The 25,275-nt window shown below is 75.4% G+C and carries 21 protein-coding genes; 8 read left to right on the forward strand and 13 right to left on the reverse strand.

Annotated features, from left to right (window positions below; translation table 11 throughout):
• Positions 1-268: 268 nt before the first annotated feature.
• Both ACFWIC_RS31900 and ACFWIC_RS31905 read right to left on the reverse strand, forming a co-directional pair.
• Positions 269-4,471 carry a CHAT domain-containing protein gene (locus ACFWIC_RS31900; RefSeq protein WP_380520620.1) on the reverse strand — a complete coding sequence of 1,401 codons (4,203 nt, stop codon included), beginning with the start codon at positions 4,469-4,471 and terminating at the stop codon, positions 269-271.
• Positions 4,472-4,600: 129 nt separating this feature from the next.
• Positions 4,601-4,819: a DUF397 domain-containing protein gene (locus tag ACFWIC_RS31905; protein ID WP_380358576.1), complete on the reverse strand. Its 219-nt coding sequence runs from the start codon at positions 4,817-4,819 to the stop codon at positions 4,601-4,603.
• Positions 4,820-4,977: 158 nt separating this feature from the next.
• On the opposite strand from ACFWIC_RS31905, the gene ACFWIC_RS31910 reads away from it, so the two are divergent.
• The 4 genes from ACFWIC_RS31910 to ACFWIC_RS31925 all read left to right on the forward strand — a co-directional run bounded on the left by ACFWIC_RS31910 (position 4,978) and on the right by ACFWIC_RS31925 (position 7,770).
• Positions 4,978-5,223, forward strand: a complete 246-nt coding sequence (locus tag ACFWIC_RS31910) for a hypothetical protein (protein WP_380520621.1) — start codon at positions 4,978-4,980, stop codon at positions 5,221-5,223.
• Positions 5,192-5,716, forward strand: coding sequence for a DUF6879 family protein (locus ACFWIC_RS31915; RefSeq protein ID WP_329951310.1), 525 nt, complete (start codon positions 5,192-5,194; stop codon positions 5,714-5,716). Before ACFWIC_RS31910 ends, ACFWIC_RS31915 begins: the two co-directional genes overlap by 32 nt.
• Before the next feature lie 27 nt (positions 5,717-5,743).
• The gene (locus ACFWIC_RS31920; protein WP_329951309.1) at positions 5,744-6,592 is read left to right on the forward strand and encodes a helix-turn-helix transcriptional regulator; all 849 of its coding nucleotides are present in this window, start codon (positions 5,744-5,746) and stop codon (positions 6,590-6,592) included.
• Positions 6,593-7,209: 617 nt separating this feature from the next.
• Entirely contained in the window at positions 7,210-7,770 is a 561-nt protein-coding gene (locus tag ACFWIC_RS31925; protein WP_329951308.1) for a hypothetical protein, read from the forward strand.
• A 91-nt stretch (positions 7,771-7,861) separates the two neighbouring features.
• Here the strand turns inward: ACFWIC_RS31925 and ACFWIC_RS31930 are convergent, their stop codons facing one another.
• The 6 genes from ACFWIC_RS31930 to ACFWIC_RS31955 all read right to left on the reverse strand — a co-directional run bounded on the left by ACFWIC_RS31930 (position 7,862) and on the right by ACFWIC_RS31955 (position 16,782).
• A complete protein-coding gene (locus tag ACFWIC_RS31930; protein ID WP_329951307.1) occupies positions 7,862-7,987 on the reverse strand; it encodes a hypothetical protein in 126 nt (41 codons plus the stop codon).
• A gap of 160 nt (positions 7,988-8,147) precedes the next feature.
• Entirely contained in the window at positions 8,148-11,747 is a 3,600-nt protein-coding gene (locus ACFWIC_RS31935; RefSeq protein ID WP_380358566.1) for a hypothetical protein, read from the reverse strand.
• Between the two features lie 29 nt (positions 11,748-11,776).
• Positions 11,777-12,394: an FHA domain-containing protein gene (locus ACFWIC_RS31940; protein ID WP_329876917.1), complete on the reverse strand. Its 618-nt coding sequence runs from the start codon at positions 12,392-12,394 to the stop codon at positions 11,777-11,779.
• Positions 12,382-13,137 carry a 4Fe-4S single cluster domain-containing protein gene (locus ACFWIC_RS31945; protein ID WP_355403690.1) on the reverse strand — a complete coding sequence of 252 codons (756 nt, stop codon included), beginning with the start codon at positions 13,135-13,137 and terminating at the stop codon, positions 12,382-12,384. Before ACFWIC_RS31945 ends, ACFWIC_RS31940 begins: the two co-directional genes overlap by 13 nt.
• The gene (locus ACFWIC_RS31950) at positions 13,134-15,308 is read right to left on the reverse strand and encodes an AAA family ATPase (RefSeq protein ID WP_380520622.1); all 2,175 of its coding nucleotides are present in this window, start codon (positions 15,306-15,308) and stop codon (positions 13,134-13,136) included. Before ACFWIC_RS31950 ends, ACFWIC_RS31945 begins: the two co-directional genes overlap by 4 nt.
• A gap of 4 nt (positions 15,309-15,312) precedes the next feature.
• The gene (locus ACFWIC_RS31955; protein ID WP_380358559.1) at positions 15,313-16,782 is read right to left on the reverse strand and encodes a hypothetical protein; all 1,470 of its coding nucleotides are present in this window, start codon (positions 16,780-16,782) and stop codon (positions 15,313-15,315) included.
• 299 nt (positions 16,783-17,081) lie between these two features.
• On the opposite strand from ACFWIC_RS31955, the gene ACFWIC_RS31960 reads away from it, so the two are divergent.
• Positions 17,082-17,726: a hypothetical protein gene (locus tag ACFWIC_RS31960; RefSeq protein WP_380358556.1), complete on the forward strand. Its 645-nt coding sequence runs from the start codon at positions 17,082-17,084 to the stop codon at positions 17,724-17,726.
• A 4-nt stretch (positions 17,727-17,730) separates the two neighbouring features.
• The gene (locus ACFWIC_RS31965; protein WP_380520623.1) at positions 17,731-18,396 is read left to right on the forward strand and encodes an RES family NAD+ phosphorylase; all 666 of its coding nucleotides are present in this window, start codon (positions 17,731-17,733) and stop codon (positions 18,394-18,396) included.
• A gap of 65 nt (positions 18,397-18,461) precedes the next feature.
• Here the strand turns inward: ACFWIC_RS31965 and ACFWIC_RS31970 are convergent, their stop codons facing one another.
• Positions 18,462-19,094 (reverse strand): hypothetical protein, encoded by a 633-nt coding sequence (locus tag ACFWIC_RS31970; protein WP_355403680.1) that lies wholly within the window; start codon positions 19,092-19,094, stop codon positions 18,462-18,464.
• 109 nt (positions 19,095-19,203) lie between these two features.
• On the opposite strand from ACFWIC_RS31970, the gene ACFWIC_RS31975 reads away from it, so the two are divergent.
• Positions 19,204-19,488, forward strand: coding sequence for a hypothetical protein (locus ACFWIC_RS31975; protein WP_380520624.1), 285 nt, complete (start codon positions 19,204-19,206; stop codon positions 19,486-19,488).
• A 73-nt stretch (positions 19,489-19,561) separates the two neighbouring features.
• Here the strand turns inward: ACFWIC_RS31975 and ACFWIC_RS31980 are convergent, their stop codons facing one another.
• The gene (locus tag ACFWIC_RS31980; protein WP_380520625.1) at positions 19,562-20,446 is read right to left on the reverse strand and encodes a siderophore-interacting protein; all 885 of its coding nucleotides are present in this window, start codon (positions 20,444-20,446) and stop codon (positions 19,562-19,564) included.
• A gap of 150 nt (positions 20,447-20,596) precedes the next feature.
• A complete protein-coding gene (locus ACFWIC_RS31985) occupies positions 20,597-21,139 on the reverse strand; it encodes an MOSC domain-containing protein (RefSeq protein WP_380520626.1) in 543 nt (180 codons plus the stop codon).
• 462 nt (positions 21,140-21,601) lie between these two features.
• Here ACFWIC_RS31985 and ACFWIC_RS31990 point away from each other — a divergent pair, with 462 nt between their 5' ends.
• Positions 21,602-22,840, forward strand: a complete 1,239-nt coding sequence (locus ACFWIC_RS31990; protein WP_380520627.1) for a glycosyltransferase — start codon at positions 21,602-21,604, stop codon at positions 22,838-22,840.
• Between the two features lie 79 nt (positions 22,841-22,919).
• On the opposite strand, the gene ACFWIC_RS31995 is transcribed toward ACFWIC_RS31990, so the two are convergent.
• Both ACFWIC_RS31995 and ACFWIC_RS32000 read right to left on the reverse strand, forming a co-directional pair.
• A complete protein-coding gene (locus ACFWIC_RS31995) occupies positions 22,920-23,885 on the reverse strand; it encodes a metallophosphoesterase (RefSeq protein ID WP_355403674.1) in 966 nt (321 codons plus the stop codon).
• A 141-nt stretch (positions 23,886-24,026) separates the two neighbouring features.
• A complete protein-coding gene (locus tag ACFWIC_RS32000; protein WP_380520628.1) occupies positions 24,027-25,274 on the reverse strand; it encodes an MFS transporter in 1,248 nt (415 codons plus the stop codon).
• Position 25,275 lies beyond the last annotated feature (1 nt).

Raw genomic sequence — 25,275 nt, forward strand, 5'->3', positions numbered from 1 at the left:
CTGGACCAGCTTGACCGGTGGGACCAGTGGGACGGGTGGGACAGCCAGGGCGAAGGGGTCCGATCCGGGCGTGAACGGCGGAAAGCCGCCCGAAACACAGGTCTGGACGGCCCCGCCGCGGACGCCGCCCCGGTGCCGCGCGCCCCTCCGCCCGGCCCTTCACGCCGTCCACAGCCGCGCCCCGCCGCCGCACCCCCGGCCCTCGGAACGGGTCAGGGCCGGGCCCGCCGGGCCTGACGGGCAGTCACCGACGGGCCGTGACCGCCCGTCACGCGCCCTGGTACGCGAAGGCCGCCCACACGTCGAGGGCAGCCGTGTCGCGGCGGGCGAGCGCGACGAGCTCCGCCGGGGCTCCCGGCGGAAGCCGGCGGTCCGGTCGGAGCGCCCACAGCTGGGTGCGGCGCAGCGCCTCGGCCGGCGGATCGCCCTCCGCCAGCCGGCCGTGGAACACGTACATCAGCACGCACACCATCTCGTCCACCACCTCCCAGCGGGAGCCGATCACCCCGGTGGCCCCGGCGGCGACGAACGCGGTGGAGAGGGTGAGCGCCTCGTCGAGGTCGCCGCCGGTGTGGTCGCTGACGCAGGCGTCCAGCACCACCAGCCCGCCCGGCGAGCCCGGCGGGCGGCCCTGGGCCTGCCGCAGGATGTCGCCGACCGGCAGCCGGCCGCTCCGCGCGGGGTCCTGCCCGTCCTGGCCCGCCGCCCGCCCCGCGTCCTCCGCGCCGGACCGGACGGGCCCCGGTTCGGGCGCCAGGCCGAGGTAGGCGTCCAGCGGGGAGCCGCCCGACGGCAGTGCGTGGCAGGCGAGGTGCAGGACCGACGCCCCGGCCCGCCCCGGGGCGGGCAGCGCGGCCAGCACCTCGCGCGCCGTCCCCGCGCCCTCGGCGCCCTCGACGTAGCCGAGCAGGGTCCCGTGCGGGTAGTAGTCGGCGTGCAGGTACTCGGCCTCGACCTCGGCGAACATCAGCTCGCGGGTCGGGTCGCCGACGATCACCGGCCGCTCGCCCAGGGGCAGCCGGGGCCGCCCGACCACCTCGCAGAACTGGCGCGCCGAGGCGGCGTACGACAGCACCGCCCGCTCCAGGGCGCGGACCGGCCGGCTGCCGTCGCGCAGTCCGCTGCTCAGCAGCGCCGCGTGCCAGGGAACGCCGCCGAACTCGCCGAACGGCACCAGGACCAGCCGGGGCAGCCCGCCCGCCACCCCACCGCTGCCGGCCGATCGCAGCGCCGGGTGCCGGAGCAGCGGCCGGAGGACGGCGGTGCCCGACCAGTCGCACAGCTCCGCCAGGGTGGCCTGCCAGCGGCGCCGGGCGGCGATCCGGTCCGGGTGGCCTGCCGGGTGGTCGCCCAGGGTGGCCTGCCGCTCCACGTGTGCCCGCCGGTAGGCGGTCAGCGGACCGCGCGGGCCGAGCGCGTCCGAGCTCACCAGGCTGAGCGGCACCAGCTCGACACCGCCCGTGCCCGCCGCCGTGACCAGCAGCGCCTGACCGCTCCGGCCCTCGCCGGGCGGCAGCAGGTAGACCAGGCCGTCGGCTCCGGCCGCACGCAGGCTCCGGGCGATCTCCTCGACCGACGGTGGTGCCATGAGCAGGGTGCCGGCCGGGGAGTCGGCCAGCGCGGCGACCGCGCGGCGGCGCAGGTCGTCCGGCATCGGGACGGCAGCGCCGCCGGGCAGCGAGTCGAGCAGCGTGCCGGGAAGGCCGAGCAGGGCATCGAGCGAACCGACGGAGGCGATGTCACCGGCTTCACCGCCCACCGCCCAGGCGGCGGCGAGATCCTCGTGGCCGGCGGCCCGCAACAGGTCGGGGACGTCGGTCGTGGTGGTGGAGGCGTGCAGCACCAGGCCCCGGCCGAGCTCCAGCACCTCCACGGCGGCCCGCAGGTGGGGCGTCGCGGCGTCCGGGGCGGACGGCTCCCCGGGCTCCTCTCCCGTCCCCACCGCATCGAGGTCGGCCAGGCACCAGTGGGCGATCGACAGGGCTTGGGCGGCGGCGTCCCTGGCCACCACGAGGGCCGGGGCGGCGGCGGCCTGGAGCAGCGTGGCGGCGGCCGTCTCACGCAGCGCGGCGAGGCCGAACTCGCGGCCCAGCCGGCGGTCGTCCGGGCCGAGGCGCTGCCGGTGGACGCGGGCCACCAGCATCGTCGCCGCGGCGAGCAACTGGGTGGGACTCCCGCGCCGGAGCCGGTCACGGACGGCCCCCGCGGCGGCCAGCGCCGCGACGGCGTCGGCCGGGAGCCGCGCGTGGCGGTACCGCATCATCAGCAGCATCGCCCGCAGCAGTTGTCCGCGCGTGCCCTCCAGGCTCGCCGGGTCGACGGCCCTGTCGAGCTCGTCGAGGTAGGTCAGGGCGCCGCCGACGCGGTGTTCCGAGTAGACCGGATAGAGGGCCAGCAGACCGAGCGCCGACGCCGCCCGCATGGTCAGCACCGCCTTGTGCAGATGCCCGGCGGGCGTCTCCTCCGCCGCCTCCACCATCAGGCCGACGGCCTCGACGATCCGGTCCGGGGCCGTGAAGAGGGCGTGCATGAAGGTGACCGCGCCGAGGTCGCCTCGTGCGAGCAGGTACAGCGGGTCGTCCACCGGGACCGCCGCCACCAGCGGCTCCAGCTCGGCCACCACCCGGCCCATCCGCCCGGTGTCCCGGCCGGTCATCGCGTCCTGGAACTCCAGCATCAGCCGGGTGCGCTGGAGGGTCGGCAGCTCACGCGCCACCAGCCGGTCCACCCCGGCGTGCTGCGAACGGGACAGGAAGGCCAGCACCTCGGCGTGGTAGCGGCGGGAGGCCTCCAGGTCCTGGTAGTCCCCGCCGAGCAGGAAGCGCTGGTAGAGGCTGACCGAGAGGTTCTCCAGGTAGACGGCCCGGTTGACGTCGTCCGGTGCGGCCCGGCGGAACGCGGCGCGCTCGTGCCGGATCGCGGCGTCCAGGTCGGCCATCTCGTTGGTCAGCGCGAAGCGCTTGCTCATCGCCGCCGCCAGCGAACCGTGCAGGTGGTCCTCCGACCACTGGGTATCGGAGGGCTTCGCCCGCGACTCGTCCAGCAGCCCGATCACCCGGTCCACCGCGCCCAGGTCGGTCGAGAACTCGCCCTGCACGATGGAGGCGTGGGCCAGCTGCTGGAGGATGTCACTGCGGCGGATCCCGTGATCCTCCTCCTGCATCGAGTCGACGGCCACGGTGAGGTGGTGGGCGGCCTCCTCGGTGCGGTACGTCTCCGGGTCGTGCTCGCGCATCGCGTTCACCATGGTGCCGAGCATCGCGTGCGAGGCCGGCCGCACCGGGTCGTCCCCGGCCATGCCGGCCAGGCCCTCGCGGAGCACCTCCACCGACTCCCGCGCCTCCTCGGTCGCCACGTAGCGGTCGAGCCGGGCCAGTCCGGCCAGCGCGCCACCGAGCAACCAGCGCACCGTGCCGCCCAGTTCGTGTTCGGGCGGGAGCAGTCGGCGCAGATCGCGCAGTCGGGCCAGCCGGTGGTCCACGTCCTCCGGCCGGATCGTGCCGTCGCAGCGCTCCCAGTACCGGTCGATCAGGCTGAGCGAGGCCCGCAACCGGTAGGGGTCGTCCGGCGCGCTGGTCGCCGCGATCAACTCCAGGTGCATGACCGCCCGTTCGACGCGCAGTTCCTGCTCGGGCGTGGCGACGCGACGCTCGTCCCCGACCAGCAGGAGGGCGAGGCGTTCCCGGACGGCGAGTTCGAGGGGCTCGGCCAGGTCGACCGGGCCGGGCTCGGCGTCCGGGGCCGGACGGAACGGCGGGCCGTCGGCGTCCGTCCACGGCGGCGGGCGCAACCCGTCGAGGACGCCCTCCAGGACGGCGCTCGCGGCAGCGAGGTCGGCGGGGTCGAGGTCGCGGTCGTGCCGGTCGGCGAGCGCACAGCCGAGGTTGGCCAGGAAGCCCGGGTCCTGGTCGTCGTAGTCGGCCTCGTCGGACGGATCCCGTCCGGCGAGTGCCCGCCAGGGACCGGGCGGGACCGGGACGGGGCAGGCGAGCCGCAGCGCCTCGACGGCCCGGTCGAGGTCGTCCGCGCGGGCGTCCCCGTCGGCCGAGGCGTCGGCCAGCACGTCCTCGTGGCGTACGTGCAGCAGCAGCCCCAGCCGACCGGCGGCCTCCGCACGCTCCGGCGCACCGGGATCGAGGAGCGCCACGGCGAGCGTCAACAGCTCGACGGCAGAAGTCCGTTCGGCCAGCACGGCGGACCTGATCTCCTGGTCCTCCGCGAAGTCCGGCTGCGCCGCGGCCCGCCAGTACCGGACGGAGAGGGTGAGCCCGAGCAGGAACCGCACCTCGGCCGACGCCTGTGCCGGCGCCGCCGCCCCGGCCCGCTCCAACAGCCCGCGCGCGGAGGCGAAGGCGGTCAGCGCACCGGAGAGAAGGACGGACTCGCGCCTCGGATCCGCCTCGGCGTCGTACTCGTCCAGCAGTCTCCGCCCGCGTGCGACCGACGCCGCGGCCTCGTCGAGCACCGTCACCGGAACATGACCTCCCCCGTCGCCCACCCGTCCACGGCAGACAACCGCACCACCCGCCCCCGGTCAACAACAAGCGGCACGGAGAGGCCCGGCCGCCCGGCACACCGGACGGCCGGGCCGGGGCACTGCTCAGATACCGCCGAACTCGCCCGCCCGGACGGCGGCGACGAAGGATCGCCAGGCATCGGCGGGGAAGCGGAGAGCGGGCCCGTCGGGGTCCTTCGAGTCACGGATCTGGAGCCGATCGTAGCTCTTGACCACCGGAAGACTTCCTCGACGGCCACACCCTCCCCGGCGGAGCCGCCCGCAGCTTCGCCGCCCACCGCTGGGGCAACCGCATCCGACCACCCCAGCACACCAGCCCCGGCCGCCCGACGAATTGGGCGGTCGGGGCCTTCGTCGCTCCTCGGCTCCCGGCTTGCTCGCGCGCCCTCTTGACGCCCTGGCCTTCAGCAGGAGTGACTGTATTGCAAGAAGACGCAACTACCTGGACGCAGGAGGGCGCGGTGGCACTACGGTTGATCTGGAAGGACGACAAGTCCCCGGATGGAAACTCCCCGACCATCTTCGTCGACGAAGAGACCAGGGATCTGGTGATCCAGGGCTACCGCCTCGATACCAGGACCGAGGAGGAGGTCCATGCTGCGGGCAACGTCCCGGACTACGAGAACGTCGTCCGGATGCCTGCGCACGTGGTGGATGCAATCAGGAAGGCGTGCGATGTCTCGGACGGCGGTGACCAGGCCCGATGAGTTGCTGAAGGCAGCTCATCACTCGGCAGTTCACCTGGAGATGCGCGACGGGTACATGCTTGGCGATCCGGCGCTCCACGCATGGCGACAGGGTGTTCGGCATGATCCGGCAGACCGGCCGGCATGGTGGCGGCCCTGGCTCGACGTCGTCGTCGAGGCAGTCTCGCGCGGTGTGGAGATCCGTCGGGCCCGGATCGTGTCCGAGCCGGTCAGCGAGTACATCCGGTACGAGTACGACGTGACGTTCCCCAACGTCGCTGCGGGCGAGCAGGTCCGGTGGCTTCCGCGCCGCCTGGCATCCACGCTCGCCCTTCCTGGCAACGACTTCTGGTTGATCGACGGCCAGCTTGTCGTATGGGGTCACTTCGCCGGTAACGGCGACTGGCTGGAGAACGAGGCCACCGAGGACCCGGCGGCCGTCGAACTCTGCTCCCTCGCCTTCGAGGCCGTGTGGGAACGGGCCACGCCGCACGACCAGTACAAGATCACTTGATTCCAGCGGACACCGGGCAGTCAGCACATGTCGTCGTCGCCATCGTCCAGCGTTGTCGCTGCTCGAAAGGCCCTGGCCAACCGCCTCACGGAGCTCCGAAAGGATGCGGGGCTCAAGGGCGAGGAGTTGTCTGCCCGGTGCGGTTGGCACCCCGCCAAGACCTCCCGGCTCCAGAGCGGCAAGGCTGCGCCGTCCGAGGACGATCTCCGGGCATGGTGCCGCGCTTGCGGCGCGGAGGGCCGGATCCCGGACCTGATCGCAGCCGCGCGGGCCGTGGACTCGCTGTACACCGAGTGGCGGCGTATGGAGCGCACCGGGTTGCGAGCGGCCCAGGAGTCGGTGTTCGACCTGTACGAGCGCACGCGGCACTTCCGGGTGTACGCCAGCAAGGTCGTCCCCGGCATGGTGCAGACCCGGGAGTACACGGCGGCCGTCCTGCGGGCGATCCAGCGTTCACGAGTCGCCATTGACGATGTGGAGGCCGCTGTTGAGGCTCGAATGGAGCGTCAGCGGATGCTGTTCTCCGGCCCGCGTCGGTTTGCCTTGGTGCTGGAGGAATCAGTCCTACGCGGGGCGGTGTGCGACGGGGATACGTTGGCTGGCCAGCTCGGGCATCTGATAGCCGTCAGCACTTCTCCGAGCATCAGCCTGGGAATCATTCCGACACGGCCGGACCGTGCGCGGTCTCCAGCCGAAGACTTCTACATGTTTGATGACGCCTTGGTCTCCGTCGAGCTGACGGTGGGCTATCTCAGGCATACGGAGCCAAGGGAGGTCAGAGACTACGCAGCCGCGTTCCTGGCCCTGTCGCAGATGGCGGTCTACGGCGGCGAAGCGCGCGCACTGCTCACCAGCGCGATAGACGCCCTGCGCTGATCCCGGCGCAATTGGGCGCAATTTCCTGGCACCGCCTGTAGCCGACTCCCTACGGTCTATCACGCACCCCCCACCGCCACGGCGAAGGAGACCCCCGGCTGCGCTGATAGACCCCTACGCCGCCCCGGTGTTCGGCATCGGCGGCCTGTGGGCGGGCCAACGCCGCGCGCGGGACGGCCTGCCGCCGCCCGTTTCCCCGGTGGGCGCAGAACCGGCCCTTGTGGGCCTCTCAGATTCCCGCTCCGGCCGCCGTCCCTGGCAGGCAGCCGGCCGGAGCGGGATCCGCAACACCGGACGGCCCGGGCACCTGCCGGTGACCGGGAACCCCGCAGTGTGAGGAGGTACCAGTATGAGCACGCCCCCGCCCGAGCGTCCGCCCGGTCCCACGACGCCGGACAGCGCCAACACCGTCCCCGCCGAGTAGGAGGAGCCCGCCCATGCCCGTCGAGATCATCGTGTCCAAGCACAAGGGCAACGAGAAGCCCCCGCCGAAGCACGCGGGCAAGCCCGCCGAGGAGAAGCCCGCGCAGCCGTCGAAGTAGCGACTGCCGGCACACTGGCAGGCCCCTCCTGCGTGTTGGCGAGGGGCCTGCCCCCCACTGCAAGGGAGAGCACCGATGGCCGACCGTCTGGTCATCTCGTACGAGTCGCGCCACTTCGCCGACGCGGACTGGTCGAGGAACGCGGACCGGTGGCGGGCCAGCTTCTACGAGAACGGAGCCAAGATCTTCGGTACCGCCGACATCACCCGTGTCATCCCTGGTGTCACGCCGAATCCCCGCGAGGCGCTGGGGGTGGACCCGGGACTTCTCGACCGCATCCCGCGGGTGATCTTCACCGAGGACGGCGGGCTCTCCCCGTCGCTGGCCGAGCTGCGGCCGTCGCTGCTGCTCCTGCTGGAGTCGGTCGAGGTCTCGGCCGAGTGGCGGGGGAAGGGTGTCGGGATGCGCTTGGCGGTCGAGGCCCTCCGCCGCCTGGCTGTCCCGGGGACGCTCGCACTCTGCTACCCGGCTCCGATCCACGACCACGGGCCGGACGAACCGTGCAGCTTCGAGTCCGAGGACCCCGAGGTCCGCAGGCCCGACGAGGAAGCCGTGGCCAGGCTCCGGCGCGCCTGGGAACGCCACGGGTTCGGGCCGCTCGGCGAGGGCGTGTACGTCCGTCTCATCGAGCCTTAGGACCGGTCCTCTGCCGCAGACGGGCCGGGGGCAACCTCACCTCCAGGACCAACCATGTGGGCCAGCACCGAGCCCGACCGGCAAGCCGTGATCAGACAGTCTCGTCGCGGAGCGGGTCGAACTCCGCGCCGGCGGCGTACGCGGGCGGCGGGCCGGAGCGGAGCGCCGCCCCGGCCTGCACCGCAGCCGCGTCGCCCGGCGGCTGGAGCAGGCCCAAGAACCTGGGGTTCCAACTCACCGAACCGGCGGGCCTGTTGCGGGCCACCCTCGCCCTCACCGCCTGGCGGCTGCTCGACGACCGAGGGGACGGCGGACGTCAGGCCGGGGGTCCGCCGGCGCTTCGGGACCTCACCTCACGTCGTGCGTGATCCGGTGGTTCACTCCGCCACCCGGCGGACCGTCCAGAACCCGACGTAGCAGGCGAGCGGCAGGGCGACCAACAGGGCGGCCCAGAAGGCGGCGTGGCCCCACACCTCGGCGATCGAGGAGAACCAGCTGCCGAGCACCGGGATGCGCAGGGCCTCCAGCGGGCCGAGCGGGGGCGGCCAGGCTCCCAGGACCACCACCCCCAGGGCCGAGCCGGCCAGTATCCGGGGCGCGGTCCGGGGGACGGCCACGGCGCCGAGGAGGGCGAGGAAGGCCAGCAGCAGCAGGTAGTCCGCCTGGTAGGCGGCGCCGGCCTGGCCGGTGCCCCAGGACTCCGGGGTGGGGTGGTGGGGCTGCCCGACGACGAGCCGGACCTCGACGGCCGCCCAGAGCAGCAGTGTCAGCACGAGGGTGCCGCCGAGGGCGAAGAGCAGCCGGTCGCGGAGGCCGGCGCGGCCGGTCCGCCAGCGGTTCGGGCTGCCGCCGCGGGCCCGGCGGCGGGCGGCGAGCCGACGGCGGTCGCCCGCGGCCCGTTCCTCGGCCTCGTTGGCGGGGTTGAGCAGCCAGCGGTTGGAGCGGCCGTTGAGGACCAGGGCGAGGACGACCCCGGCCGCCGCCCCGACACCCGCCCAGCTGCCGAGGCCGCCTTCGAACATCACCACCCGCTCGACCACCGCGGCCGGCGGCCTGAGCACCGTCATGGGCGGCCCGAGCCGCAGGTAGCCGACGGCGAAGGCCGCGGCGACGACCAGGAGGAGCACCCGCCGGCCGATCCGGGCCGGGAACGCGGCCACCGCGACGGCGGCGACCAGGGCGGCGCCCAGCTGTCCGACGGTCTCCCGGGCCGCCGTGTCCCCCGCGGTCCGCAGCGGGCCGCCGAACGCGCCGTCGGGCAGGAAGGCTCCGCCCGCTCCGGCGTCGACGGCGATCCGCCAGACCGCGCCCGCCCAGAGCGTCACGGCGAGGCCGAGGAGCAGCAGCACGGCCGCGGCCGCGCGCCGGGGAACTGCGCTCCGGGCGCCCCGTCCCCAGGCGCGCGCCGTCGTCTTCCAGGCGCCCCGGTCGGCTCCGCGCCGCGCCCCCTCGGCGCGGACCCTCCGCACGTGCAGCACGGCGGCGGCGGCCAGCAGCGCCCGGCCCTCGGCCGTGGTCGGGGAGGCGACCAGCGCGCGGCGGCGCAGCTCCGACCAGGCGCGCCGGAACCGGTCCCGCTCGCCCCTCAGCACGGCCGCACGGGCGGTGCCGGCCGTGTCGGCGACGACGGTGGCGGCCGTGTGCGCGGGCACCGGCAGCCTGCGCAGCGGGCCCGGCAGTGCGGAGACCCGCCGCACCACCGCGAGACGCTGCGCATCGGGCTGGACGGTGAGCAGCAGGGCCCAGCGGTGGGCCGTCGCCAGCTCGTCGGCGGTGAGGCGTCCGTCGCGGCCTCCGCCGCCGCGGCCACCGCCGCGACCGCCGAGGTCCCGGGCCTCCCGCCCGACGGCCTCCAGCACGGCGGGCAGTTCGGTCAGCGCCAGCAGCCGGCGGCAGGCCCCGTCCGGGCAGGCTTCGTGCCCGCAGCGGAAGCGGGCGGCCAGCGCCGGCAGCCCGGCGGCGATCAGCTCGTCGACGAAGGCGGCCGTGCCGTCCTCGCCGGCCGTCCGGGCCAGCCCCGTCGCGTCCACCCGGCGGTCCCGGACGTGCGGGACCGCCTCCGGCGCGAACACCGCGCCCAGCGCCAGCACCGCGCGCGAGGCCGCGCGCGACCTGTCCGCCGGGGTGCCGCGGTCGACGTCCTTCAGGTAGTGGAGGTCGAGGGCCGTGTCCTTGACCTCGTCGCGCAGCCAGTCGCGCAGCCGGCGCGCGCCTCCGCTCATCAGCCAGGCCGCCGCGTCGCCCGATTCCGCGAGCATCCGCACCGCCAGCGCCGTCGGGTCGTGGAAGTCGGCGCCCCGGTAGGCGATCGGGCGGTACGCGGGCCCGGTCTCGACCTGGGGGGCCTCCGGGGCGACCCGGGTGCGTACCACCTCCGGGCTGCCGCCGGCCAACCAGTCGCGGACCTGCGGCGCGGTCCAGCGGTCGGCCGGCTCCTTGGTGAACAGCCCCTGGAGCAGCAGCCTCCGGCGCTCGTCGGTGACGGCGGCGAGGTCCACCACGTCCTCCATCACCAGCCGGTACTGGAGGGCCTCGTCGCTGACCAGCCCGCCGTCCGCCCGCCGGTAGCGGGTCCCGCCGGTGAACACCTCGTACAGGATGGTGCCCAGGGCCCACCACGGGCCGGCCCGGTGGTTGTGGCCGGCGAGCTGCTCGGGCGCCATGAAGGCGACGGTGACCTGCATGTCGGCGGAGAACCGGCGGCTGGCGGTGAGTTTGGCGACGCCGCCGAAGTCCGCCACCACGAACTGGGGCGCGGCCGGACCGCCGCGGCCGGACCGGCCGCCCTCGCGGACCAGGATGTTGGCCGGCTTGAAGTCCACCGGGTTGCGGTCCACCGTGGTCTGCCAGAAGTCCAGCAGCGCGACCAGTTCGCGGATGATCCGCTCGGTCTCGCCGGGCCGGTCGAGCCTGCCCCGGCGGCGCAGCTCGGCGACGTGGTCGGCCAGGGTGACCGGCAGGTACTCCATCGCCATCCAGTCGCAGAGCGCGCCCGCGTGCTCGATCCGCCCGTGGCCGAGGATCTCGGGGACGTGGCGGCGGAAGGCGGCATCGCCGAGGTGGGTGAGGAGTTCGGTGTCGGCCTGGACGCCGGGGTTGCCGACCTTGACGGCCGCGTCGCCGCCGCCGTCGGCGCGGCGGACGTGCCACACGGTGCCCTCGCTGCCGGAACCGGCCGGGCCGACGGGGTGGTAGCGGTCGGTCAGGGCGGTGGGGAAGGCTCCCGCCTGGTCGGCGGAGGGACCTGCGGAGGGGGCGGCCGTCGGGCTCGCCGACCCGCCGGGGGCCGGCGGGGGCTGGGTCGCGCCGGGGCGCTGGACGCGGGTGGGCGCACCGGGCGCGGGGGTCCGCGCCGGGGCGGGAGCGGGGGGCTTGCCGCGCTGGAGCCGGGTGGCCGGCGAGGGGACGGCGCTCCCGGCGGCCGGGGTGCCGGCGCCGGTGGGCGCGCCGTCGGTCGAACCGGTGGTCGCGCCGGTGGTGCCTCCGGTGCCGTTCCCGGTCCGCCGGGGACGGCTGCCGCCCTGGACCCGGGTGGGCGGGCTCGCGGCCGGGGCTCCCTGCGGGGTGCCGGACCGGGGGTTGGTCGGGGTGCCCGTCGGGGTGCCCGTCGGGGTGTCGGACCGGTGGCCGGCCGGTGCCCCGCCGCCCTCGGTGCCGGTCCGGCCGTCGTTCGCGGGCCCACCGGAGCGCTGGACCCGGGTGGGCGGGCTCGCAGCGGTCGGGCCGTCGCCCGACCGGCCCTGCGCGGGCGTCCGGCCCTGGCCCTGGCCCTGATTCCGGCCCTGATTCTGGCCCTGGCTCTGGTTTCGGCCGCCGCCCTGCGCCTGGCCTCCGCCCCGGGCCTGGTTCGCCCCCTGGCCCGGGACCTGGTCCTGGCGCCTCCCCTGTCCCGTGCCCTGTCCCGTGCCCTGCCCCGTCCCCTGCCCCCGGCCCTGCTTGCGGGTGGGCGGACTCGGTTCCGGTGGTGTGTCGGCCATCGCGCCGTTCTCCTCCTCGCGCCCCCGGGTCACCGGGGAGCGCCGAACTCGTCGATCTCGATCACCTGGACGTCGATGTCCTGCGCGAACCGCAGCCGGTGCCCCGGCCAGACCACGGTCGGCCCGGTGACCGGGCGGTCGTCGACGAAGGTGCCGTTGGTCGACCCCACGTCCCTGACGTGCAGCACCCCGTCGATCCAGCTCAGCTCCGCATGGTGCCGGGAGAGCTGGTTGAGGTCCGCCAGGCCGGGGATCGCGGCGCAGTCGCGGTCGTCGCGGCCGATGGCCAACCCGCAGCCCCCGCGCCGGCGTTCACCCCGGATCGGCAGCAGCGCCCCGGCGATCACCAGCGCCAGCCGGACCACCGGACGGGCGGCCGGCTCCGGCCGCCGCCCCTGCTGTGCGGGTGCGGCGCGGGCCGGCCGCGTCGCCGCCTCGGGTGCGGCGGCCGGTACGGTCGCGGGCGACCCGGCGGCCGACGCGGTACCGGGCGCGGACGGCGCGGGCCCGGGGGGCGGGGGCGCGTCCTGCTCCGGGTCATACCGTTCGAGCTCCACGAAGAAGTGCACCTGGCAGTACCCCCGGGTACCGGAGGTCGGGCACTCCCCCGGCGCTCCCACCGGGCAGCGGTAGATCACGGTCGCCACGAGGTCTCCCGGAGAGTCACGCCGCGCCGGACCAGGTCTCGTTCGATCCGGCCCAGGTCACCGGGGCGCGGCACCCCGATCACCCGGACCTCGCCCTCGGTGACGTGCACCTGGAGTTCCGGCCGCTCGGGGCGGTGGTCCAGGTGGGGCGTGTAGCGCTCGCGGCCGAGGGCGGTGCGGATCACCAGCCGCTGGTTGGCCGATCCCCGCCAGACCAGCCGGGTCGGCTGCCCGGCCCGGTAGCGGCCGGTGACGACCGCGTCGGCGCCGGCCAGTGCGGAGGCGGTCGCCGGGTCGGCGGCCAGTTCCTCCGGCTCCCAGCCGGTGTACACCAGCAGGTCGGCGGCCCGGCCGGCGCGGCGGCGCTCCTCGTCGGCGGCGCCGAGGAGGGCGGCGAGGGCCGGCGCCTGTTCCAGTGGTTCGCCGCCGCTGACGGTCAGGCCGTCGATCCCGTCGGCCAGGGCCGCGCGCCACAGTGCGGCGAACCGCTCCGTCGTCAGCTCCCGCCCGCCGGAGGGTTCCCAGGTGTGCCGGGACATGCAGCCGGGGCAGGCCAGGGTGCACCCCTGGAACCAGACGCCCATCCGCCGGCCGGGGCCGAGCGAGGTGACCGGCCGGTAGACCTGGCTCACCCGGGCCGCCGGCGGGCTCTCCGGGGCGACGGCCGGTCCTGCACCGTGCCCGACGGCCGGGTCGGCGACGCGCCCGCCGCCCGGCCCGCCGTCCGTCGACTCCTCGCTCACCCGGGCCAACGGTTCACCTCGACGCGGTAGCCCTCGCCGTCCCCGTCGCCCTCGACCGAGGCCACCTCGATCCGCTCGCCGCGCTTCGGCAGGGTCCGGAAGACCTCCTTGGCCAGCGGGTTGACCAGCGCCGACTCGACGGCGGTCAGGACCCCGCGACCGCCGTGGTCCAGCCGCCGGGTCGCCTCGACCCGCAGCACCTCCCACGCGTCGTCCGCGACGGTCAGTTCGGCGCCGTGCACGTCCCGGATCCGGCCCGCCACCGAGGCGATCGCCTTGTCGAGGATCTGCGGCACCCACTTCTCCTGCATGAAGTCCATCGGGATGAAGTTGTCGCCGAAGCGGTTGCGCAGCTCGGGACGCCGGATCTGGTCGTTGAAGAAGGTGTCGAAGGCCTCCCGCAGCGCCTGGCGGACGATCACCGGGTCGTCGTGCCGGGTGAGCTGACGCCGGCCGCTGCGGGCGGGCGCCGCCTGCGCCGGCTCGCCGGCCTGCGGTACCGGTTCGCCGCCCGGGCCGCTGTTCTCCGCCGCCGCCCGTCCGCCGCCCCCGGACTGCTCCGCCACCACGGTCGCCGTGATCCCGAGGTTGGACGTGAAGATCAGCACGCATTCGGTGAAGTAGACGGTGGCGCCGCGTCCGTCGGTGAGCCGGCCGTCCTCCAGGATCTGCAGGAAGAGGTCGAACAGCCGCGGGTTGGCCTTGTCGATCTCGTCGAAGAGCAGCACGCTCATCGGGTTGGCGCGAACGGCGTTGGTCAGCTCGCCGCCCGCGTCGTGGCCGACGAAGCCCGGCGGGGCGCCGATCAGCCGGTCCCGGGCGTGCTCCTCGGCGAACTCGCTCATGTCGAAGCGGATCGGCCGGGCATCCTTGCCGAGGATCATCTCGGCGACGCCCTTGGCGAGTTCGGTCTTGCCGACACCGGTCGGGCCCGAGAGGAAGAGGGTGCCGCGCGGCCGGCTCGGCGAGCTGGACGACTGCGCGCCGTTCAGCCCCGCCGCCGAACGCATGAAGATCTCCAGCGTGCGGCGGACGGCGTACGGCTGGCCGATCACCTTGCCGTTGAGGAACCGCTCACCGTCCGCGATCCGCTCGCGCAGCGCCGCGGTGGCCCACGGGTTGTCGAGCACGCCGATCCGGTAGAGGCGGGCCGCCTCGTCCAGGCGCTGCACCGGGAGGCTGCGGTCCAGCGCCATTCGCCCGATCGCCATCACCTCCGAACTGCCCATGCCGTGGGAGGAGTCGGCGAGTGCCTTGGCGGCGGACACGGTCTCGGCCGCGTCGAGCAGCCGGCCGCCGGTCGCCGCCTGGTAGCGGGCCAGCCCGCCGACCACGTGCCGGGCGGCGGCCAGCCGCTGGTCGTGCGGCGGCTGCGGCACGTTGATCACCCGCACCGCGCGGCTGCCGACCGCGAACTCCATCGGCAGGTCCTCCTGCCGTTCCACCACCCAGAACACCGTGTTGTACGGCGTCACGACCGTGCTGCCCTGCACGGGTCGGGCGGTGTGGCCCAGCTCCTCGGCGGCGGCGAACAGCCGGGCGGCCTCGCCCGCGACGGGTGCCCGGGCCGAGCCGAGCCGGGCCGCGTAGGGGACGACGAGTCCGATCGGCGGGCCGGGGTGGCGGACCACGCCGACCATCGCGTCGCGCAGCCGGTCCAGCAGCTCGGGCTCGTCCTCGTCGTCCGCGTCCGGCGCGCCGTTGCCCGCGCCGCCGCTGCGGCGCCACCGCTCGTCGCGTTCGGCGAACTGCCGGATCACCTCCGGGACCTCCTCGACCGTGGCGCTCAGCCTGAGCAGGGCGATCCGGTCGTTGACCTGGTCGACGAAGGCGAGCGCGCCGTAACCGCGGGCCAGGCAGAGCGATTCGATCACCCCGCCCAGGGTGTACGGGGCGAGCGTGGTGCTGCTGCCGGCGGCGTGGTCGTCCGGCAACAGGTACTGGTCACGGACGTTGCCCGTCAGCAGCACCTGCGGGTAGACGGTGAGCGCCATGTCCAGCTCACGGATCCAACTGGGCGTCGCCGAACGCGGACCGTCTCCCGCCCCGGCGCCGTCGGGCCCCTCCGCACCGGCCGCACCGGCCGCACCGGACGCACCGGCCGCCGCGTCCTTCCGGAGGTCCGCCCTCCCACCGTCCGCGTTCCCACCGCTCGTGTCGTCCCTGCTCACGTTCTCACCGCTCACGCTGTCGCTGCTGCTGTTGCCAGGCCTGGGCGGCGTTCGCCGAGCCCTTGCGGCCCGGCTTCCTCGTCCCGCGGCGCTGGACGGCGGCGGCCGGCGGCGGCCACGAGCCGTTCGGCACCACGCCGGCGGCCATCGTGCCCGGCGCCATCGCGGACGTCCGCTCCAGGCGCACGCCCTTCTCCCGGACGGCCTCCTCGATGGAGGGCAACTGCTCGTCGCAGAACCACTGCTGGACCAGCTCGTCCTGCTCCTCGGCGAGCTCCTCGTCCACCCCGTCGCCGGCCGCACCGTCGGCCGTACCGTCCCCGGCCGCGCCGTCCCCGGCCGTCGGGCCGCCGGACCGCTTGACCACCGAGGTCGAGAGCGTCGCCCGGTCCGGCGACAGCACCAGCCGCAGCCCGTACCCGGCCACCGGCGCCTCGCCGCCGGCCGCGCCACCGGGTTCGGGGTCGCCGAACGGCACCACCACCTCCCCCTCCTCGGCCAGCAGGTCGGTGAAGTCCTCGCCCACCAGGTAGTCCCGCTCGCGCAGCACCTCGGCGAGCGCCACCGCCACCGGCCCGCGGTTGCGGTGCGCGTCCGCCCGGGCCACCGCCGCCTCCACGGCGGGGCGCAGGTAGGCCGGGTCCTCCGCGGCCGTGAGGTCGGCGACCAGCCGGTCGCGTTCCCCCGGCTCCGCCTCCTGCGCCAGTTCCACCAGTGCGGCCCGCAGTTCGGCGCGCTCCTCGTCGCGACCGCGGCGCAGCACCGAGTGCTGGACGAGCGCCGCCAGGTCGGTGAGCGTCGTCCGCACCTCGGAGACGGTGCCGGCCGCCTTCAGGGACCGCACCAGCCCGGCCACCCGCTCCAGGTCGGCGGGGTCGCAGCGGGGCACGTCCCGGTCCAGCACGGCCTGGGCCTCGGCGAGCGCACCGGCCCGGACACCGTCGGTCCGTTCCGCCAGCTCGCGCGCCGCCTCCTCCGCCGCTGCCGCCGCCGTGGCGGCGTCCCCCGCCGCGTTCCGGACGGGCTTCCTCGGCGGGCGCGGCCGTTCCGGTTCGACCACCGCCTCCGGCAGCACCGCCGCCCACACGTCCTGGACGGCCTCCGCCAGCTCGCGCGCCGCGCGGCCGTTGGCCGCCCGGGCCCGCTCGATCGCCCGGGTCAGCTCGGCCTCGTCCGCCCCGGCGCCGACGGTGACCGTCTCGACCCGCACCTTCCCGGCCCGGTACGCGCGGCGCAGCTGCCCGGCCTCGCCGCGCAGCCCCTGCGCCTCCTCGTTCAGCTCGCCGAGCCGGGCGCGCAAGTCCGCCCGCCGCTCCTCGGCAAGGAGCCGGGCGCGCAGCTCCGCCCGGCGTTCCTCGGCGCGCCGCAGGTTCTCGGCCCGCTGGGCCTCGGCGGCCAACTGCGCGCGCAACCGCCGACGGCGCTCGGCCTCCTGGTCGACGTAGGACCATCCGTATCCCGCGGAACTGCTCACCGGCCGCCTTCCGAGCGCGAGTCGTGACGTACGGTGCGGACCGGGGGCTCGGCACCGGTGGGAACACCCTACGCGCGCCGTCAGGGCCGGTGCGGGCCGAGTCGTCGGACGACCACGCGTGGACCGGCACACCGCCCCCGAGGTGCTGCTGAGGGCCCATCATGCCGCAGATCGTGGAGGGTTGTTCCCGCCTTGCGGGAATCGGTGATCACCGCCCGCGGTCGACACCGGCACGCTAGATTGCCCCTCGGCGGATCGTGGATCGCGAACGCGGGTCGGGCGGACGGAGGTGACGGGCGATGGAGCTGGCCGAGGTGCTGGAGGCCCTGCGGGAACGCTGGGACGAGGTGCAGGAGTTCCTCGACGAGTCGGCCCGGGCCCGGCTGCGGGAGCTGCTCACCGCGCCCTCCAGGGACCCCGAGCGGATCGCACGCAGGATCGTCCGGCTGCTGCTCGCCTCGGTTCCCGACGGTCACCCGGTCCGGGCGGTGTTCGAGGACTCGGTCCGCTACGCGCCCGGCGCCCGGGCCGAGCAGATCAACCGGGAGGCGGTCCTGAGCGCGCTGGCGTTCTTCGGCCGCCGACCCGCGGCGGCGCAGCCGCCCCCCGACGCCGACGACTGGCTGCTCGACGCCGGGAACGTCACCGCCGCGGAGTACCGGGCCGGCGGACACGACCCCGCCGACCCCGACCTCATCCGGCTGACCGACCGCCAGGGCACCGTCCGGCTGCCGTCCTTCCAGTTCGACGGCGCCTCCGGCCTCCCGCTCCCGCTGGTCGTCGAGGTCAACCGCCTGCTCGACGCCGACGACGACCCGTGGGGCGTCGCCGACTGGTGGCTGGGCGCCAACGCCTGGCTGGACGCCGTCCCCGCCCGCCTGCTGGGCACCCCCGGCGAGCACTCCCTGCTCGCGGCGGCCCGTGCCGAGATCGCGGAGTGGTGACCGGATGCCCGACGTGAAGGTCCCCACCCCCACCGTGCGCGCCGTCCCGCACCGCGAGCTGCTGCCCGCGGGCACCGTGCTCCACCGCGTCCACCTGGCTGCCTACCCGGCGACCGCGTTCAACCCGAACCCCGCCGACGCGCTCTACGAGGGCGGCCGGTTCTGCTCCTTCCAGGGCGACGGCGAGCAGTTGCCGTACCTGTACGCCGGGTTCTCGGAGCGGACGGCCGTGATGGAGACGCTGGTGCGCGGCATCCCGTTCGACGAGAAGGGCTGGCGGCGGATCCGTAGGGTCGCCGTCCGGGGCAGGGTGCTGTCGCAGATCGAGACCACCTGCGACATCCCCCTCGTCGGCCTGATGACGCTCGACCAGCTCGCCGCCGTCCACCAGGACGAGTGGCTGATCCACTCCACTCCCGAGGCGTACGCCCGGACCCGCCGCTGGGGCGCCTGGATCCGCGGCCAGGCGCCGTGGGCACGCGGGCTGAAGTGGCCGTCCAAGCGCGACCTGTCGAGCGCCGCCTGCGTCCTCTACGAGCGCGAGGGCGCCGCCGGGCTGGTGAAGCCGGCCGGGACCGAACCCGTGGCCCTCGACACGGCCGCCGGCGCCGAGCTGCTCAACCGGCTGCTCGCCCCGGCCCGCACCAGGATCGAACCGCCCCGGCGGTAGCACCGGGGCGGAGGCCGCCGCGCCGCCCCGGCCGGGACCCGCGGCGAGGAGTCGGCGGCGGGTGCTCAGTACAGCTTCTTCACCGCGGTGTTCAGGGTGTTCTTCCACGGGATCACAGGCGGGTCGCCCCAGTAGCTCTGCCACAGGACCAGCGTCACCGTGTCGCCGTCGCGGCCCACGCCCCACAGGTAGTTGTAGTCGGGGCGCTCGGTGGCGTTGGAGTCGAAGGTGTGCATCCCCTGAAGGGTGGCGCCCTCCTCGACGTTGATCACCCCGTGGTCGAGGTAGGTTGCGCTCACGCCGGGCCGCTGCGGGGCGTGCGCGCAGGCGACGTAGTCCTGCCGGGCCTTGTCCGCGAAGGCGACGGCCTCGGCCTCCGTGTCGAAGACCGCCACCTTCTGCTGGGCGAACGCGGTCTCCGCGGTGGTGAAGTCCCGGTGCCATACGTTGACTTCGGCCGGCTCGGCGGGCCAGCCCACCGGACAGTCGAAGTCGTCGCCCCACCCCCGGGCGGTCGGGTTGGCGCGCCACGACTCGGTCTTCGGCAAGTCGGAGATGTACAGGGTCCCCGGCTGCGGCCGCCACTGGTCGGCAGCCGCCGCCTGACCTGGAGCCACCCCGGCCCCCAGGGCCCCGACCGCCAGCACCGCGGCCCCCGCCGCGACCGCGCCCCCGCGCAGCCGTGCACGTACCCCCATGGCTTTCCTTCCTTCGTGCGCTTCGATCACCCCGTTCCGCCCCGGACCGGGGCGGACTCCCTTCCACGGTAGGGTGTCAGCGCCCGTGCGGCAGGGCCTTGGGGTCGGAATGACCGGGAAATCACCCGTCAGGAACGCGAAGGCCCGCCCCGGCTTCCTCTTCCGCAGGTCAGATCCGGGAGGGCGCCGCCGGGCCGCCACCGAGGCGGCCGACCAGGCCGCGGCGCAGACCGGCGTCACCGGCGGCGGCAGCAGCCGGGCCCGGGTGGAGAGGGCCACCGCGTCCGGGCTCAGGGCGGGCAGCAGGGCCCACACCTCGGTGACGACGGCGCCGATCGCCGGCAGCCACCCGGTCAGCCGTGTCCACACTGTGCCCACGGCCCCCCGTCCGTGATCGGAGTGCGATCGTAGCGACCGGCGAGGGGCCCGTCCCGGGCCGGGGGTCGCCCGGGGGTGGCCGGGTTCCGTCAGTCGTCGTCGACCGCCGGGCCGTCCTCGGCTCGCTGGTCCTCCGTCCGCCCGGCCCGCCAGTAGCCCATGAAGCAGACGGCGCGCCGGTCGATCCCGCGCTCGCGGACCAGGTGGCGGCGCAGCTCGCGGACGCTCGCCGCCTCGCCGGCGATCCACGCGTACGGCTCGCCGGGCGGGAGTTCGGCGGCCCGGACGGCGGTGGGCAGGACCGGGTCGACGTCCTCGCCCCGGTGCAGCCAGGTCACCTCGACGCCGGGCCGGCCGGTGGGCAGGTAGCCCTCCTCCCCCGGGCCCTCGACCTCGGCGAACACCCGCACGGGCAGCCCGGCCGGCAGCTCGTCGAGGATGGCCGCGACGGCCGGCAGCGCCGACTCGTCCCCGGCCAGCAGGACCCAGTCCGCGCTCGGCGGCAGCCGGAACTCGACGCCGCCGGCCTCCTCCACCGCCGGCCCGCAGACGATCACGCGGTCCCCGGGGGCGGTCTTGACGGCCCAGCGGGAGCCGGGCCCGTGGTCGCCCTGGACGGCGATGTCGATGTCGATCTCGTCGGGGTCCCGGCGCTGCGCCCGGACGGTGTAGGTGCGGAGCAATGGCCGGACGGCCGGGTCCATGGCCCGCCAGCTCTGGTACCAGCCGAACTCGCCCGCACCGGGCGGGGTCAGCGGTTCGGTCTGGCCGGGCTGCGGCAGGAGGAGCTTGATCCGCTGGTCGAGGCCGCCGTTGACGAAGCCGGCGAGGCTCTCGCCGCCGAGCGTGATGCGGGCCAGGTGGGCTGTGATGCGGGTGCTCCGGACGACGTGGAGCGGGAAGAGCACGAAGCGCGCGGGGGCGGTGGTGCTGGTCAGGGCCCTCTCTCCTCTCAGCGGGCGGGTCGGCGGCACGTCGGCGGACGGCAGCCGGTCCCGTCGAAGCTTAGGTTAGGCTAACCTATCTGTTCGCGTCCTGCCCATCCCGCCTCCGGGCCGCGCCCGCCTACGGACCCGCCCCCGCCCGCGCGTCCGCCCCGGCGCCCGCCCCGCGTCCGGGACCGTTCAGACCCGGTCGAGCGGCCGGTGCGGGCCCTCGGGAAGCTCGACCTCGATCACGTCACCGGGGCGCACCACGCCGCCCTCCCGGACGACGCCCATGATCCCGGCCTTCCGCACGACGTTCCCCTCCGCGTCCCGCCCCACGACCTGCTTCAGCAGCCCGCTGCTGAAGGCGTCGATCTGCAGGCAGGGGTTGCGCAGCCCGGTGACCTCCACGACCGCTGCGTCCCCGATCCGCAGCAGCGTCCCGACCGGCAGGCCGAGCAGGTCGATCCCGCCGGTGGTGATGTTCTCCCCGAGCTGGCCGGGTGCCACCTCGAAGCCCTTCTCGCCCACCTCGGCGAAGAGTTCCTCGTGGATCAGGTGGACCTGTCGCAGGTTCGGGAGCGTCGGGTCCTGCGCGACCCTCGACCGGTGCTTCACCGTGACGCCCGCGTGCACGTCCCCCTCGACCCCGAGGCCGGCGAGCAGCGTGATGCCGTCCCGGTTGGGCTTGGTGAACGTGTACTCGCCGCTGCTGCTGACCGCCGTGACCGTCCCGCCCATGGTGCGCGGACCTCCTGTTCGGACCTGATGATTCGTCCCGAGCCTATCGAGCGCCGCACGACCTCCGGCCGGCACCCTCGGCGGCCCCCGGCGGCCCCGCCCCAGTACGCGGGGAAGGCGTAGCCCCGGGGTGGAAGGGCTCCCGGACGCCGCGGAACGCCGCCGACGCACGGGCGAGCGCGCCCCGCCGGAACTCCTCGACCCGGCCGGCCGCTCGGCTCCTCGTGCACCGCGTACCGCAGGGCGCCGGCTCCCCGCGCGCCTGCGGGGCGTCCCGGAGCGGGAGGGGGCCACCGGCAGGTCGTCCGTCCGCGGCGGGCGTCGAGGGGCGAAGGGGGAGGAACCCGCTCCCCTCGCCACTCTGAACCTATAGCGCATCAGGGGCCTTGCGGCAAGGCCCCCGTGATGCCGCAGAATGTCCGGCCGTAACCAGGTCGACCTGCGAATTCACGGGAGTCATGCATGCGTGTGGTGTTGTCGGCGTACGGGTCGCGCGGCAGTGTCGAGCCGATGGTGGGGCTCGCGGTGCGGCTGCGGGAGCTCGGCGCGGAGGTGCGGGTGTGCGCGCCTCCGGACGAGGAGTTCGCGGAGCGGCTCGCCGGCGTCGGCGTCGAGGTGGTGCCGGCCGGCGACCCGGTGCGGCCGCTGGTGACCACGGTGACCCCGGGGTCGGCGGCGGGCCTGGCCCGGCGGGTGGCCGACCTGATGGACGCGCAGTTCGACACGCTCGCCGCGGCGGCCGAGGGGTGCGACGTGCTGGTGGTGACCGGCCCGTTGCCGGCCGCGGCCGGCGCGCGGTCCGTCGCCGAGAAGCTGGGCATCCGCTACGTGCACGCGAGCCACCAGCCGGTCAGCCTGCCGTCGCCCCACCGGGCGCCGCCCGCGCGGCGGGGCCGGCCGCTGCCCGAGGACGAGAGCGACCGCCGGGCGCTGTGGGACCTCGACGCCCGGATCGCCGACGAGATGTTCGGCGGGGAGCTCAACGCCCGCCGGGCGTCCGCCGGGCTGCCGCCGGTGACCGGCGTCCGCGACTACGCCTTCACCGACCGGCCGTGGATGGCCGCGGACCCGTTCCTGGCCCCGTGGCAGCCGACGGAGCTCGACGTGGTGCAGACCGGCGCGTGGATCCTGCCGGACGAGCGCCCGCTCCCCGCCGGGTTGACGGCCTTCCTGGACGCCGGTACTCCGCCGGTGTACGTGGGCTTCGGCAGCACGCCCGTGCCGGATCCGGCGGGCGTCGCCCGGGCGGCCGTGGACGCGGCCCGCGCGCGGGGCCTCCGGATGGTCCTCGCGCGCGGCTGGGCCGGCCTGGCCCCGGTCGACGACCGGGACGACTGCTTCGTCGTCGACGAGGTCAACCAGCAGGCCCTGTTCCGGCGGTCGGCCGCCGTCGTGCACCACGGCAGTGCCGGCACCACCACGACCGCCGCCCTGGCCGGCGTGCCGCAGGTGGTGGTGCCCCAGGGGGCCGACCAGCCGTACTGGGCCGGGCGGGTCGCCGAGCTCGGCATCGGTGTGGCCCATGACGGCCCGACACCGACCGCGGCGTCGCTGTCGGCCGCGCTCGCGACGGCGCTGGCCCCCGCGACCCGCGAGCGGGCGGCCGCCGTGGCGGGCACGGTCCGCACCGACGGCGCGGCGGTGGCCGCGCGGCTGGTGCTCGACGAGGTCGATCGGGAGGGGTCGCCGCAGCGCGCGTGAGCCACGCGGGCCCGCCCGGCGGTCCGGCCCGGCGGCGGCCGGACCCCGGGCGGCCGGGGCCCGGGCGGCCGGGGCCCGGTCAGCGCATCGGGCGGGGTTCGCCGTAGCGTTCCTCGAACTCGGCGTCGCCCAGGGCCTGGAGCTCCTCGCCGGTCGTCCGGCCCGCCAACAGGTCCGCCAGGAAGCCGGGGAGGGACGCGGCCCGCATGGCGTCGGTGATCCCTCCGGACACGGTCCGGACCTCGCTGTCGACGCGGCCGTCGGGGTGCAGGGTGTACGTGCGGTAGCCGGGGCCGTCGAGGCCGTGGCTCGCGTGATCGATGCTGTAGAAGGTCGACGGGCACACGTACACGGGGCGGCCTTCGAACTCGCCGGACAGGTCGCCGTGCAGGTGGCCGGCGCCGATCGCCCGAATCTTGGGGAAGTCGCGCACCAGCAGGGCGAGTTCGCTGTCCCCCTGGGCATCCGGAGCGGTCCGGGGAAGCGGCGGCTGGTGCATCCAGACGAAGACGTGGTCGGCACCGGTGGTCGTCAGGATCGCACGGGCGCGTTCCTCCTCGACCGGGGTGAGGCCCGGTTGGGCGGCTGCGTGCACCCGGTCGTCACGGTCGCGGTAGGTGCCGTCGGCGGCGGCCTCGCGGCCGTGCGCGTTGCTGTCGAGGAACAGCATCAGCCAGTTCCCGACCCGGACGGCCGGTTCCAGGTGCACGTTGGGGCGGGGCAGGCAGGCCTGCAGCGCGTCCTGCCGGTCGTGGTTGCCGGCGAGGCAGTAGACCGGGGTGGGCAGCGCGTCCAGGACCTCGCCCATCCGCTCGTAGGCGCCCGCCTCGCCGGTGTCCGCGAGGTCGCCGGTGGCGACCACCAGGGCGGCCTCCCCGATCGCCCCGGCCGCTTCCGCGAGAACGGCCGCGAGCCCCTCGTCGGGCTCGTGCGCGACGAACCTCCGGGCGACGGGGGCGTCCTGGAAGTGGAGGTCGGAGATCTGGACGATGCCGACGGCTCCGGTGCCCGGGGCTGCCGGGGTCGGGTCGGTGTGCTGCTTCATGGGCCCTCGCTCGCTCGGTGGGAAGGGTCGTGGGTCGGACGGAGGCCACCCAAGGTAGGGAAGTGGCAGAACTGCCACATGGCAGTCGTGCAAACTTCTGCCGAGCAGCGTCGGGCGGTCCGGGGCCGCCGCCCGGTGCGCTCAGCCCGCCCGGCCGGCGCCCTGCGGTGCGGCGTCCGGGAGCCGCGGCGCAGCGGGCCGGCGGGGAAGGAGCACCGGGGTGACCAGGAGCAGGAGGCCGGCGAGGGCGATGGCCTGGCGGAGGCCGACGAGGACCGCGAGCAGGCCCCAGAGGGCGGTCAGGGCGGCGACGGCGGCCTTGGCCGTGACGGACCAGGCGGTGAGGACGCGGGTCATGTGGTCGGGGGCGACCTCCTCCAGACGGTGGGTGGCCAGCACCGGGTTGAACACGCCCAGACAGGTGATCAGCGCGAACTCGACCGCCGTCACCAGGACGAGCCCGCCCGTGCCCGGCCCGACGAAGGCGAGGCCGACCGGCCAGCAGGCCCGCAGGCTACCGGCGACGAGCAGGACGCGGTGCCGTCCGAAGCGGGCGACGGCGCGCCCGGCGATCCGTGAGCCGATGAGCCCGCCGAGACAGGGAACGGCGAAGGCGAGACCGTACTGCCACGGGGCGAGGCCGAGCCGGCGCAGGAGGAGGACGGCGAGCAGCGGCTCGACCGCCATGATCAGGGCGTTGACGAGGACGGTGTTGAGGAACAGCGGCCTCAGCACCGGGTGGGCCAGCAGGTGGCGCCAGCCCTCGAAGAGGTCGCGGGCCCGCGGCGGGGCGACGGGGGCGGGCGCGGGGCGCGGCTCCCCACCGCCGATCGCGCGCAGGCCGGCGGCCGAGAGCAGGTAGCTGCCGGCGTCGGCGAGCACGGTCACGACGGGGCCGAACAGTCCGATCGCGACGCCGCCGAGCGGCAGCCCGAGGACGATGGCGGTCCAGCTCGTGGCCTCGAACCGAGCGTTGGCGGTCAGCAGGTCCTCGGGCCGGACGAGCGCCTTCAGGCAGGCCCCGGCGGCGGCACCGAAGGTGATGTCGGCCGCCGCGACGAGCACCGACACCAGCAGGAGCTGGGGGAAGGTGAGCAGACCGAGCGCGTACCCGGCCGGGACGCTCAGCAGCGCCGCGCACCGCAGCAGGTCCATGGTGATCATCACCGGCCGCTTGCGGCGGCGCTCCGCCCACGGGCCGAGCGGCAGCGCGACCGCCGCACCGACGGCCGCACCGGCGGCGGCCAGCACCGACACCTCGGCGGGGCCCGCCGCCAACACGTCGATCGCGATCAGCGGAAGCGCGTTGAACGCGAGCCGGGTGCCGAGCGCGCTCACCGCGTACGCCCCCCACAGCCAGCCGAACCGCCGTCCCAGCGACACCCTCACC

Origin of the sequence: Kitasatospora sp. NPDC127035, from assembly GCF_042726075.1 — a bacterium.
Classification (GTDB): Bacteria; Actinomycetota; Actinomycetes; order Streptomycetales; family Streptomycetaceae; genus Kitasatospora.

Bases quoted from the DNA above. Each gene is read 5' to 3' on its own strand.
- ACFWIC_RS31915 (WP_329951310.1), top strand. From the start codon at position 5,192: ATGTCTCGGACGGCGGTGACCAGGCCCGATGAGTTGCTGAAGGCAGCT.
- ACFWIC_RS31920 (WP_329951309.1), top strand. From the start codon at position 5,744: ATGTCGTCGTCGCCATCGTCCAGCGTTGTCGCTGCTCGAAAGGCCCTG.
- ACFWIC_RS31925 (WP_329951308.1), top strand. From the start codon at position 7,210: ATGGCCGACCGTCTGGTCATCTCGTACGAGTCGCGCCACTTCGCCGAC.
- ACFWIC_RS31935 (WP_380358566.1), bottom strand. From the start codon at position 11,747: ATGGCCGACACACCACCGGAACCGAGTCCGCCCACCCGCAAGCAGGGC.
- ACFWIC_RS31960 (WP_380358556.1), top strand. From the start codon at position 17,082: ATGGAGCTGGCCGAGGTGCTGGAGGCCCTGCGGGAACGCTGGGACGAG.
- ACFWIC_RS31965 (WP_380520623.1), top strand. From the start codon at position 17,731: ATGCCCGACGTGAAGGTCCCCACCCCCACCGTGCGCGCCGTCCCGCAC.
- ACFWIC_RS31970 (WP_355403680.1), bottom strand. From the start codon at position 19,094: ATGGGGGTACGTGCACGGCTGCGCGGGGGCGCGGTCGCGGCGGGGGCC.
- ACFWIC_RS31975 (WP_380520624.1), top strand. From the start codon at position 19,204: ATGACCGGGAAATCACCCGTCAGGAACGCGAAGGCCCGCCCCGGCTTC.
- ACFWIC_RS31985 (WP_380520626.1), bottom strand. From the start codon at position 21,139: ATGGGCGGGACGGTCACGGCGGTCAGCAGCAGCGGCGAGTACACGTTC.
- ACFWIC_RS31990 (WP_380520627.1), top strand. From the start codon at position 21,602: ATGCGTGTGGTGTTGTCGGCGTACGGGTCGCGCGGCAGTGTCGAGCCG.
- ACFWIC_RS31995 (WP_355403674.1), bottom strand. From the start codon at position 23,885: ATGAAGCAGCACACCGACCCGACCCCGGCAGCCCCGGGCACCGGAGCC.